General features: G+C 66.6%; 12 protein-coding genes. 6 read left to right on the top strand and 6 right to left on the bottom strand.

All coding sequences use genetic code 11. The features are described 5' to 3' along the window. From G3N93_RS25100 to G3N93_RS25080, 5 genes are all read left to right on the top strand, one after another. Positions 1-1,584, top strand: a 1,584-nt coding sequence (locus G3N93_RS25100; RefSeq protein WP_277396569.1) for a glycine cleavage T C-terminal barrel domain-containing protein, incomplete at its 5' end; no start/stop codon positions are given. Beyond that, positions 1,574-2,206 carry a sarcosine oxidase subunit gamma gene (locus G3N93_RS25095; protein ID WP_174938853.1) on the top strand — a complete coding sequence of 211 codons (633 nt, stop codon included), beginning with the start codon at positions 1,574-1,576 and terminating at the stop codon, positions 2,204-2,206. The genes G3N93_RS25100 and G3N93_RS25095, both read left to right, overlap by 11 nt. Continuing rightward, positions 2,203-2,643, top strand: a complete 441-nt coding sequence (locus tag G3N93_RS25090; protein ID WP_011354099.1) for a dihydroneopterin aldolase — start codon at positions 2,203-2,205, stop codon at positions 2,641-2,643. The genes G3N93_RS25095 and G3N93_RS25090 overlap by 4 nt, the downstream gene beginning before the upstream one ends. Before the next feature lie 243 nt (positions 2,644-2,886). Further along, a complete protein-coding gene (locus tag G3N93_RS25085) occupies positions 2,887-3,210 on the top strand; it encodes a helix-turn-helix domain-containing protein (protein WP_166888053.1) in 324 nt (107 codons plus the stop codon). Continuing rightward, positions 3,210-4,562: a HipA domain-containing protein gene (locus tag G3N93_RS25080; RefSeq protein WP_206134179.1), complete on the top strand. Its 1,353-nt coding sequence runs from the start codon at positions 3,210-3,212 to the stop codon at positions 4,560-4,562. The genes G3N93_RS25085 and G3N93_RS25080 overlap by 1 nt, the downstream gene beginning before the upstream one ends. A gap of 73 nt (positions 4,563-4,635) precedes the next feature. On the opposite strand, the gene G3N93_RS25075 is transcribed toward G3N93_RS25080, so the two are convergent. Continuing rightward, positions 4,636-5,709, bottom strand: a complete 1,074-nt coding sequence (locus tag G3N93_RS25075; RefSeq protein WP_174938856.1) for an alkene reductase — start codon at positions 5,707-5,709, stop codon at positions 4,636-4,638. Between the two features lie 171 nt (positions 5,710-5,880). Between G3N93_RS25075 and G3N93_RS25070 the strand changes: the two genes are divergently transcribed. Beyond that, a complete protein-coding gene (locus G3N93_RS25070) occupies positions 5,881-6,756 on the top strand; it encodes a LysR family transcriptional regulator (RefSeq protein WP_206134178.1) in 876 nt (291 codons plus the stop codon). Between the two features lie 22 nt (positions 6,757-6,778). Here the strand turns inward: G3N93_RS25070 and G3N93_RS25065 are convergent, their stop codons facing one another. The 5 genes from G3N93_RS25065 to G3N93_RS25045 form a co-directional block, all read right to left on the bottom strand. Next, positions 6,779-7,177 (bottom strand): lysozyme inhibitor LprI family protein, encoded by a 399-nt coding sequence (locus G3N93_RS25065; RefSeq protein ID WP_206134177.1) that lies wholly within the window; start codon positions 7,175-7,177, stop codon positions 6,779-6,781. 21 nt (positions 7,178-7,198) lie between these two features. Further along, positions 7,199-7,873, bottom strand: coding sequence for a lytic transglycosylase domain-containing protein (locus G3N93_RS25060; RefSeq protein WP_174988585.1), 675 nt, complete (start codon positions 7,871-7,873; stop codon positions 7,199-7,201). Positions 7,874-8,116: 243 nt separating this feature from the next. Next, on the bottom strand, positions 8,117-8,884 hold the full coding sequence (locus tag G3N93_RS25055) for an ABC transporter permease (RefSeq protein WP_174936294.1): 768 nt from the start codon (positions 8,882-8,884) through the stop codon (positions 8,117-8,119). Beyond that, entirely contained in the window at positions 8,881-9,819 is a 939-nt protein-coding gene (locus G3N93_RS25050) for an ABC transporter ATP-binding protein (RefSeq protein WP_206134176.1), read from the bottom strand. The genes G3N93_RS25055 and G3N93_RS25050 overlap by 4 nt, the downstream gene beginning before the upstream one ends. Continuing rightward, a partial coding sequence (locus G3N93_RS25045) for an ABC transporter permease (protein ID WP_206134175.1) occupies positions 9,816-10,614 on the bottom strand: 799 nt, incomplete at its 5' end. The genes G3N93_RS25045 and G3N93_RS25050, both read right to left, overlap by 4 nt.

Here is a 10,614-nt window from a genome sequence, read left to right as displayed (position 1 = left end):
GCGAAGGCGGCGGGCTTCACGGCTGCGCAGCGCGCGGTCGCGCCGCAGGTCGCGGAAGCCGTCGAAGGCGCACTGCAGCCGCTGTGGCTGGTCGGCAGCCGCGAAGCCGCGGCGCGCGGGCCGAAGCAGTTCGTCGACTTCCAGAACGACGTGTCGGCCGCGGACATCCTGCTGGCCGCGCGCGAAGGCTTCGAGTCGGTCGAGCACGTGAAGCGCTACACGGCGATGGGCTTCGGCACCGACCAGGGCAAGCTCGGCAACATCAACGGGATGGCGATCCTCGCGGGGGCGCTCGGCAAGACGATTCCGGAAACGGGCACGACGACGTTCCGCCCGAACTACACGCCCGTGTCGTTCGGCACGTTCGCGGGCCGCGAGCTCGGCGATTTCCTCGACCCGATCCGCAAGACCTGCGTGCACGAGTGGCACGTCGAGCACGGCGCGCTGTTCGAGGACGTCGGCAACTGGAAGCGGCCGTGGTACTTCCCGAAGAACGGCGAGGATCTCCATGCGGCCGTGAAGCGCGAATGCCTGGCGGTGCGCAACAGCGTCGGCATCCTCGACGCGTCGACGCTCGGCAAGATCGACATCCAGGGCCCGGACGCAGTGAAGCTGCTGAACTGGATGTACACGAACCCGTGGAACAAGCTCGAAGTGGGCAAGTGCCGCTACGGGCTGATGCTCGACGAGAACGGGATGGTGTTCGACGACGGCGTGACGGTGCGCCTTGCCGACCAGCATTTCATGATGACGACCACGACGGGCGGTGCGGCGCGCGTGCTCACGTGGCTCGAGCGCTGGCTGCAGACCGAATGGCCCGACATGAAGGTGCGACTGTCGTCGGTCACCGATCACTGGGCGACGTTCGCGGTGGTCGGCCCGAAGAGCCGCAAGGTCGTGCAGAAGGTGTGCCAGGACATCGACTTCGGCAACGAGGCGTTCCCGTTCATGAGCTACCGGAACGGTACGGTTGCAGGCGCGAAGGCGCGCGTGATGCGGATCAGCTTCTCGGGCGAGCTCGCCTATGAAGTGAACGTGCCGGCGAACGCGGGCCGCGCGGTGTGGGAAGCATTGATGGCGGCCGGTGCCGAGTTCGACATCACGCCGTACGGCACCGAGACGATGCACGTGCTGCGCGCGGAGAAGGGCTACATCATCGTCGGCCAGGATACCGACGGCTCGATCACGCCGTACGACCTCGGGATGGGCGGCGTCGTCGCGAAGTCGAAGGACTTCCTCGGCAAGCGTTCGCTCGCTCGCTCGGACACCTCGAAGGAAGGCCGCAAGCAGTTCGTCGGCCTGCTGACCGAGGACGAACAGTTCGTGCTGCCGGAAGGCGCGCAGATCATCGCAAAGGACACGCAGGTGTCGGCGGTCGATCCGACGCCGATGATCGGACACGTGACGTCGAGCTACTACAGCCCGATCCTGAAGCGCTCGATCGCGCTTGCTGTGGTGAAGGGCGGCCTGAACAAGATGGGCGAGAGCGTCGTGATTCCGCTGGCCAACGGCAAGCGCATCACCGCGAAGATCTCGAGCCCGGTTTTCTACGATACCGAAGGGGTGCGCCAGCATGTGGAATGAAACCAGAAACCAGACGCAGGTGGCGGGCGCGGGCGGCGCGACGCTTGAGTCGCCGTTCGTCGGCGCGGCCGACGTGCTGAAGCCGCACCAGGCGCGCGCATCGAAGAAGTTCACGCTGCGCGAGCGGCCGTTCCTCGATCTCGTCAACGTGCGCGGCGAGTTGAGCGATCCGGCGTTCGTCAGCGCGTTCGAGCGCGTGGTCGGCTGCCGGCCGCCCGCGGCGCCGAACACGGTGGCGCGCGGCGCCGAGTACGACGTGCTGTGGCTCGGTCCCGACGAGTGGCTCGTGCGCTCGAACGGGCCCGTGCAGGCCGGCGTGCTGGAGGCGCAGCTCGCGGAGGCCGTGCAGGGTTCGTATGCGGCGGCCGTCGACGTCGGCAGCGGCTATACGGTGGTCGAGATCAGTGGCGAACGCGTGCGCGACGTGCTCGCACGCGGCTGCCCGCTCGATCTCCATCCGCGTGCGTTCAAGCCGGGCCAGTGTGCGCAGTCGCACTACTTCAAGTCGTCGATCGTGCTGATCCCGACCGGTGACGATGCGTTCGAGATCGTCCTGCGCCGCAGCTTCGCCGACTACTTCGTGCGCATCATGCTCGACGCGGCCGCGCCGCTTGCATCATGAAGCCGTTCGACGAACCGTTCGTGGCGATCGACGCGCCGCGCCTGCGCGGGCGCGGCTGGAGCGTGTTCGTCGACGAACTGAAGGTGCCCGCGCGGATCGGCATTCATGCGCACGAGCATGAGGCGCCGCAGCCGATCGTGATCGATGCAAGGCTCGGCTACCGGTGCGAGCCGAGCGAGCAGGGCGAGTGGATCGATTACGACGGCTATTGCGCGCGCCTTGCTGCGTTCCTGTCGCACAAGCCGCATACGCGGTTGCTCGAGACGCTCGTCGCCGATATCGCGGTGCTGTCGTTCCGGGAGTGGCCGGCGCTGGAGTCGCTGACGCTGTCGGTGTACAAGCCGAAGATCCGGCCCGGAACGAAGCGCGTCGGTGTGTCGCTCGACTGGACGCGCGGGGATTACTTGCGATGGACGGGGGCGGCGGGGCAGTTTTGATGCAGTAGAGGCGGTCGACGAGCGCGTCGCAACGATGCCGGTCGGCCGCCAGCGTGGCACGTGTTGGTCTGTATAGTTCCTGAAATATGAGAATAATGTGCCGACCTTGAGTGTGCCGTCATTTGTTCCTGAAATATGAGAACAATTGGCCCTCGCCACCGTTCAGATCTATAATTCCGATATTCTCGTAACAATGCCGTCGATTCGTATTCGACGGCGTTTTGTTCCTGGTATCCCGGAATTATGGCCCGCACCTTACCTCGCCCGATTGCATCACCCGACCCGCTTGCGCAGGATCTCGCGGCGTTGGGGGCGCTCGTCCGCAACCGGCGGGCGCAGAACCAGATGCGGATCGACGACGCAGCCGACATGCTCGGCGTCTCCAAGGATGTGCTGTCGCGGCTCGAAAACGGCCGGGCAGTGAGCCTCGACAAGTTGTTCAAGGTACTCGACGGTCTGGGGCTCAATCTGCTCGTCGTACCGAAACGCGAAGTGCCCGTCGCGCGCAAGGCCTTGCACGAACTGGCCGAGCCGACTGTTCCGGCGGGGTCGCGGGAGGGCGCGTGATGGTTCATCGCCTGCGCATCTCGACCAACGGTTCGCCCGTTGGGCAGCTGACCTACGACGCCAGTCAGGATGACTACGGTTTTTCGTATGACCCGACATGGCAGGCACGCGCCGATGCGTTCGCGTTGTCGCCGTGCATTCCGCTCGACGGTCGTTCGCTTCCCGTGGGCGCGGTGCAGCGCTTCATCGGCAATTTGTTGCCCGAGGGGCGTGCGCTTGAAGTGGCCGCGGCGATGTACCAGCTATCGAAGGACAACGTGTTCGGCCTGATCCGGATGCTCGGCAAGGAGCCGGTCGGCGCGCTGAGTTTCCTGCCGGACGACGCCGAGGATGCGCAGGCGCCGGAAGCCCACGAGTCGGAACGTCGCGTGATATCCGCGGAGGAATTGACCGACCGCATTCGCAAGCGCGACGCGATCCCGTTTCCGGTGTGGGACGGCCAGGTGCGTCTGTCGATTGCCGGCCATCAGGACAAGCTGCAGGTGCTGGTCGAGGGGGAGCAATTTGCACTCGTCGAAGGGGCGCTCAGCAGCACGCACATTCTGAAGCCGGAGTCGGGCAACCCGCATGCGCCGTTCATGGTCGCCAACGAGCATTTCTGCATGACGCTGGCCGCTCGAATGGGGCTGCCAGTGGCGCCCGTCGAGATTCGCCGCATCCCGGAACCCATTCTGCTCATCGAGCGCTTCGACCGGATCGTGACGACCGAGCCGGACGATCCGACGCGCGTCCGTGCGGTGCGGCGTCTTCATGTCATCGACGGATGCCAGGCATTGGATTTGCCGGCGACGCTCAAGTACGAACGCAACCTCGGTAACAACGCGGACGTGCGCAATATTCGCGAAGGCGTGAGCTTCGAGAAGCTGTTCTCGCTGACGCCGTATCTCGAGACTCCGGCAGCCGCGCGCACGGCAATGCTGCGCTGGGCACTGCTGCAACTGCTGATCGGCAACAGCGACGCGCATGGCAAGAACATCTCGTTTTTCGTCAGCGGTGGCGGGCTTGCGCCGGCCCCGCTTTACGACCTCGTTTGCGTCAACGTGTATGGCGACGCGTACGTCCAGGACATGGCGATGGCTTACGGGGATGTGTTTCGCACGGAGGAATTGACCGCGTTCGCACTCGCGGATTTTGCGCATCGCACGCAGATCCGGCCATCGCTCGTCGCGCGGGAAATGTCGAAGATGGCAAGTCTGGCGAAGAAGCTCGCGCCGGAATTGGCGGAGTCCGACGTTTACGCGGGCGACGAACGTGGATGGGTAGGCAATATTTCGGAGTACGTGCGTGATCAGGCAGACCGTGTGCTGCGTATCGCGCCTATGGTGTCCAAGGTGAACATCGATCTCCTTTGAAATCGAGGGTTCACCGGGCGATCGCCGCAACATGCGTTCCAGCGTGTCCTTGCGATCACCCTGAGCCGAAGCATCAAGCCGCAGCCGCCCCATCCAGCGCCGGATAGTCGACATACCCGCGCGCATCGCCGCCAAAGAACGTTTCGCGCCGCGCGTCGTTCATCGGCGCGCCGGTCTTCACCCGCGTCACGAAATCCGGATTCGCCAGCACCATCTGCCCGTACGCTTCGAGATCGGCCAGCCCCGACTTCAGGTCGTCGCCGATCGCGTCGCGCGGGCGGCCCGGGCGGTTCAGGATCAGCATGCCGCTCCAGCGCGCGCGCAGGTCGGCCAGCAGCGCTTCGTTGCCGTGATGCATCACGTGCAGGTAAGCGAGGCCGAGACGGTCGAGTTCGGTCGCCAGATAGCGGTTCAGGTCCGGCCCTTGCTCGCCTTCGTCCACGCCGCCGAGCGTGGCGCCGGGCGACAGGCGGATCGCGGTGCGGTCGGCGCCGATCTCGTCGGCGATCGCCGTCGCGACCTCGATCGCGAAGCGGGCGCGGTTCTCGATCGAGCCGCCATACACGTCGGTGCGCGTGTTCGCATTCGGCGAGAAGAACTGCTGGACGAGATACCCGTTCGCACCGTGGATTTCGACGCCGTCGGCACCGGCCTCGATCGCGCGGCGTGCCGCGGTGCGGAAGTCCTCGACGGTCGCGCGCACTTCCTCGGTCGTCAATGCGCGCGGCACGGGGATGTCCAGCATGCCCTTCACCGTGAACATCTGCGCACCCGGTGCGATCGCCGACGGTGCGACGGCCTGCCGGTGATGCGGCGTATTGTCGGGATGCGACATGCGCCCGACGTGCATCAGCTGGATGAACAGGCGGCTGCCGCGCGCATGCACGGCGTCGCTGATGGCCTTCCAGCCGGCGACGTGCGCGTCGGTATAGATGCCGGGCGTGGTGAGATAGCCCTGCCCGTCGTCGGAAGGCTGCGTGCCTTCGGTGACGATCAGGCCCAGGCTCGCGCGCTGCGCGTAGTATTCGGCAGCCCATTGGCCCGGCGTGCCGTCGAAGGCGGCGCGGCTGCGGGTCATCGGCGCCATGACGAGGCGGTTCTGCAGCGTGTAGCGGCCCACGCGGGCCGGGGTGAACAGTTGGCTCATGATGCGTTGCTCCTCGAGATTCGGGATAGCGGCGCCAGGTCGGTGCCGCCTCGGGCGCCGGCCGCGCACGGGTGTGCGGACCTCGCCTCCACACTCCCATCATCCATTGCTTCCTTTTCGGGATAAACCGGGTAATCTGGATAACATTGATCCATTGGTGGGGCAATGAGCATGGAACTGCTGAACGACATGGCGTTGTTCGTCGAAGTCGTGAAGGCGAAGGGCTTTCGCAGCGCGGCCGAGACGCTGGGGATGCCGAACTCGACGCTGTCGCGGCGCATCGGCGCGCTGGAGAAGGCGATCGGGCTGCGGCTGCTGCATCGCACGACGCGCCGGATCGAACTGACGGAGGCCGGCCAGCTTTACTTCGAGCGCTGCAAGCGCATCGTCGACGAGGCGCGGCTCGCGCACGAGCAGCTCGGCGGGCTGCTGGCGGAGCCGACCGGCGTGCTGCGCGCATCGTTTCCGGTCGATTTCGCGGTGACCTACTTGGCGCCGCTGATCGTCGAGTTCTCGACGCGTTACCCGAAGCTGACGTTCGATTTCGAGCTGACGTCGCGGCGTGTCGATCTGGTGAGCGAACCGTTCGACGTGGCGATCCGCATGGGCGAATCCGAAGATTCTCGACTGATCGCGCGGCGGCTGGCCACGCTCGGGAACTACCTGTATGCGTCGCCCGGCTATCTCGCGCGCGAGGGCGAGCCGCGCACGCCGGACGACCTGGCGCGGCACGCGTGCCTCAGCCTGGCGAGGGCCGGCACGTGGACGCTGCACCACGGCACGCACACCGTCGCGGTACCGGTGAGCAGCCGTTTCGCGGGAAATAACGTCGGCATGCTGCGGCGCCTGGCCACGCTCGATGCGGGCATCATTTTGCTATCCGAAGCGATCGTCGCGGATGACCTGGCCGCGGGCCGGCTGCGCCGCGTGATGCCCGATTGGGAGGGCGAGCCGATTCCGGTCTATGCGATGACGGAAACGCGGCTGCTGCCCGCGAAGACGCAGCATTTCATCGAGTTTCTGCGGGAGCGTTTCGTGCAGACGTGACGAGCGGGTATCCGTTCGTCGTTCAGTTCTGCGCCGGTGACGGCGCGTCCAGCTGTGATTCCCATTTCTTCAGGATGCGCACGCGTGCCTGGCTGAAATCGACCCAGCAGTTCATCCGCGCGTCTTCCGGGATCATCTGCTGCGGATTGGCGGTTTTCACGTAGTCGCAGGTGTCGTCGGCAAAGCGGGTCCAGCTTGCTTGCGATTTCGCGAGCGCGCTGGCGGCATCGGGGTTGCGCTGCTTGAGCCTGTGCTCGAGCGACCGGTATGCGCGTTCGACGGCCTGGTTGTTCTGATCGAGTACGCAGGTCCGTACGTTGTTCATCGTCGGGCCGTGTTGCTCGCAATCGACGGCGGCAAACGCGATGGAGTGGCCAATCGCCAGTGCGGCGACGGCAAGGAAGCGGGTGGCGTGGCGCATGCGCGTCGAACGAAACCGGGATCAGTTGTTGCGGGCCGCCGTCGGGCTCGTCTTTTCGCTGACCGGCACCATGCGGCCGTTCGTATCATTCGAGGGATTCGCGGCTTTCGCGTCGTCGTCCGGTTCGAGCACGAAGCGGAATGAATCGACCCGCTGCATCACCTTCGCCGCATACGCGCTCGAACCGCCGCTGTAGCTCCTCAGTCCGGCCCGCACGTCGCCACCGGCGGCTCTCACGTAGCCCGACAGGATCGCCGACCCGACTTCGACGTTTGCGTTCGGTTCGGTCAGGTCCTTCACGTTGCGCACCAGGCCGCGGTGCGCGGCCGGCACGACCTGCATCAGCCCGGTCGCGCCATGCTGGCCGCGCGCCTTTTCCTGGAAGCGCGATTCGATCGAAATAATGGCGTAAACGAGGGCGGGAGGCAGCGAATATTTCGTCGCAGTGACGCTCACGATATCGGCAAGCTTCGCGGCCCGCTCTTTTGCAACGCCGAACTTCTTCGTCAGGTAGGACGTGATGCGGCGGTTTGCTTCGTTCGGCTGATCGTTGGTGTCGGCGAGCGGCGCGGATGCGACGGACGGCGCCGATGCGGCCGCTTCGGGCGCGGACGCAGGCAGTGCGGGCGCCTGTTGCGCCGATGCCTGTTGCGCGATACCGAGCGAAAGCACGATCAGCCAGAGAAACCGTCGCATGGTGGAGTGTGGGAATTGGAAGGCGCCTAGTATATCGGCCAATCGCGGCCGGTGGTCGAGTGCCGGTTCGAATGAAAGCGGCATGTAGGCTTGTGTCGATTCGCGTCGGGCGGCGATCCGATCGTTGCGCGGACACGCATCGGAGTCCGGATGAACGTCGCCGGGCGTGGCGTTTCGGTCGTTTTTACATGCATTCGTGTGCGACAGGATGTGGCACTACGTGTACTACGCGCATTACCCGCATTACGCGCGCCGTGCGGCCGCCACCCGTGCAATCGCGCCGATCGCGTCGCTGACGAGCACCGCGAGCAGCCCGACGATCACGCCGCCCTGCAGCACGAACGCGGTGTTCGACGTCTGCAGGCCCGCGATGATCACGTCGCCGAGCCCGCGCGCGGCGACCGTCGAGCCGATCGTCGCGGTGCCGAGGTTGATCACGACCGCGAGCCGGACCCCGTTGACGATCACCGGAAACGCGAGCGGCAACTCGACCGACACGAGTTGCTGCCAGCCGCTCATTCCCATCCCGCGTGCGGCATCGACGACGTCGCGCGGCACGTCCTCGAGCCCGGCGATCGTGCTTTCGAACACGGGCAGGAGGCCATACAGCACGAGTGCGATCAGCACGGGCTTCAAGCCGAAGCCGACGGCCGGCACTGCGAGCGCGAGCACCGCGACGGGCGGGAAGGTCTGGCCGATGTCCACGACGCTGCGCGCGACCGGCAGGAAATCCGCGCCCCACGGCCGCGTGACCGCGATGCCGGCCGCGACCGCGACGATCGTGCCGATCACGCTCGACAACGCGACCGTGCCGAGATGCGCGAGCGTGAGGTCGAGCAGGCTGGCGCGATCGTAGATGACGGGTGCGCCGTTGTCCGCGAACGGCGCGAACAAGCCTTGCAGCCATGCGGGGCGCAGCAGCAACACGAGCAGCAGCGCGAGCGCCGCCGCGCGCGCGACGGTGGCAGGAAGCGCCGATCGTCCGGGCTGCACGTTGCTGCGCGTCGTCATGCGGGCTTCCTTGCGTGCGCACGGATCGCGTCGAGCGTGATGCGGCGCGTGTTGTGGCCGTCGCCGGCTTCGACCGGCAGCACATCGACACCGCGCCACAGCAGCTCGGACACGGCATCGCGCAGCGTGCGTGTCGCGGCGATCGGTTCGCCGTCGGCATGACCGGGTTCCGCCACTGCGTCGATCGGCGTCAGCGCGAGCAGGCGCAGCGGCCGGTCGACGCCTGCGACGAGCTGCTCGACGACGCCGGCTGCCGGCTTGCCGAGTATCTCGGCCGGCGAGGCGACCTGCAGCAACCGGCCGCCGTCCATCACCGCGATCGTGTCGCCGAGCTTCAGCGCTTCCTCGATATCGTGCGTGACGATCACGACGGTGATGCCGAGGCGGCGCTGCAACGCGAACAGGTCGTCCTGCGCCTTGTTGCGGATGATCGGATCGAGCGCGCCGAACGGCTCGTCCATCAGCAGCATCGCGGGCTCGGCTGCGAGCGCACGCGCAACGCCGACGCGTTGTTGCTGGCCGCCCGACAGTTCGTGCGGCAGCTTGTCCGCGAACTCGGCCGGCGCGAGATGAAACAGGTCGAGCAATTCGTTCACGCGCGCATCGATGCGATCGGCCGGCCAGCCGAGCAGGCGCGGCACGGTCGCGATGTTGCGCGCGACGCTCCAGTGCGGAAACAGGCCGTGCCCCTGGATCGCATAGCCGATGCCGCGACGCAACTGTTCGGGTGCGACGGCGGCCGTATCGACACCGTCGATACGGATCGTGCCGCTGGTGGGCGCGATCAGCCGGTTGATCATGCGCAGCAGCGTCGACTTGCCGCTGCCCGATGCGCCGACGAGCGCGGTGATCGTGCCGCGTTTCATCGTCAGCGAGACGTCGTCGACGGCGACGATATCGCCGAAGCGTTTGCCCGCACGTTCGATCTCGATCATCCTGCACGCCCCTTCGCGAGCGTGGTCGCGGCTTCGAATATCACGGCCGCCACCAGCGCGAGCACGATCGTCGGGATCGCGCCGAGCAGCACGAGATCGGCGGCCGATTGCCCGATCCCCTGGAAGATGAAGGTGCCGAAGCCGCCGCCGCCGATCAGCGCGGCGACCGCGGTCAGCCCGATGTTCTGCACAAGTACGATGCGCACGCCGCTCAGGATCACCGGCAGCGCGAGCACGAGATCGACGCGCAGCAGCCGCTGCGCGCGCGTCATGCCCATCGCGCGCGCCGCTTCCGTGACGTGCGGCGGCACTTGGCCGAGCCCGACCACGACGCTCGACGCGATCGGCAGCAGCGAATACAGGAACAGCGCGAGCACGGCCGGCGCGACGCCGATGCCGCGGATACCGAGCGCGGCCGCGAGCGGCACGTGTGCGGCGAGCAAACCGAGCGGCGCCATCATCAGCCCGTACATCGCGATGCTGGGGATCGTCTGCACGATATTGAGCACGGGCATCGCGACGGTACGCACCGCCGCGATGCGCGCGCAGGCGATGCCGAGCGGCACGCCCGCGACGAGCGCGGCGGCCACCGAGCCACCGGCGAGCGACACGTGCCGGATCGCCTCGATCCAGAAGTCGTCGCTGCGCACCGCGTATTCGCGCATCACGGACAGGCCGTCCCACCAGCCGCTCGCGAGCGGCACCGAAATCGCTGCTATCGCGACGACGAGCGCGGCGAGGCGCCGCCACGGGCCGAATGCGAGCCGTGCGAGCGCGTCCGCGACGAGCACGGCA

It is taken from the genome of Burkholderia sp. Se-20378, assembly GCF_017104665.1.
Classification (GTDB): domain Bacteria; phylum Pseudomonadota; class Gammaproteobacteria; order Burkholderiales; family Burkholderiaceae; genus Burkholderia; species Burkholderia lata.
The sequence above is the reverse complement of the archived record's forward strand: the minus strand, read 5'-3'. Positions and strand labels throughout refer to the sequence as shown.

What these genes read in the sequence shown, in the direction of transcription:
- G3N93_RS25085 (WP_166888053.1), top strand. Translation starts at nt 2,887, where the DNA reads ATGGCCCGCACCTTACCTCGCCCGATTGCATCACCCGACCCGCTTGCG.
- G3N93_RS25060 (WP_174988585.1), bottom strand. Translation starts at nt 7,873, where the DNA reads ATGCGACGGTTTCTCTGGCTGATCGTGCTTTCGCTCGGTATCGCGCAA.
- G3N93_RS25070 (WP_206134178.1), top strand. Translation starts at nt 5,881, where the DNA reads ATGGAACTGCTGAACGACATGGCGTTGTTCGTCGAAGTCGTGAAGGCG.
- G3N93_RS25090 (WP_011354099.1), top strand. Translation starts at nt 2,203, where the DNA reads ATGAAGCCGTTCGACGAACCGTTCGTGGCGATCGACGCGCCGCGCCTG.
- G3N93_RS25050 (WP_206134176.1), bottom strand. Translation starts at nt 9,819, where the DNA reads ATGATCGAGATCGAACGTGCGGGCAAACGCTTCGGCGATATCGTCGCC.
- G3N93_RS25095 (WP_174938853.1), top strand. Translation starts at nt 1,574, where the DNA reads ATGTGGAATGAAACCAGAAACCAGACGCAGGTGGCGGGCGCGGGCGGC.
- G3N93_RS25055 (WP_174936294.1), bottom strand. Translation starts at nt 8,884, where the DNA reads ATGACGACGCGCAGCAACGTGCAGCCCGGACGATCGGCGCTTCCTGCC.
- G3N93_RS25080 (WP_206134179.1), top strand. Translation starts at nt 3,210, where the DNA reads ATGGTTCATCGCCTGCGCATCTCGACCAACGGTTCGCCCGTTGGGCAG.
- G3N93_RS25075 (WP_174938856.1), bottom strand. Translation starts at nt 5,709, where the DNA reads ATGAGCCAACTGTTCACCCCGGCCCGCGTGGGCCGCTACACGCTGCAG.
- G3N93_RS25065 (WP_206134177.1), bottom strand. Translation starts at nt 7,177, where the DNA reads ATGCGCCACGCCACCCGCTTCCTTGCCGTCGCCGCACTGGCGATTGGC.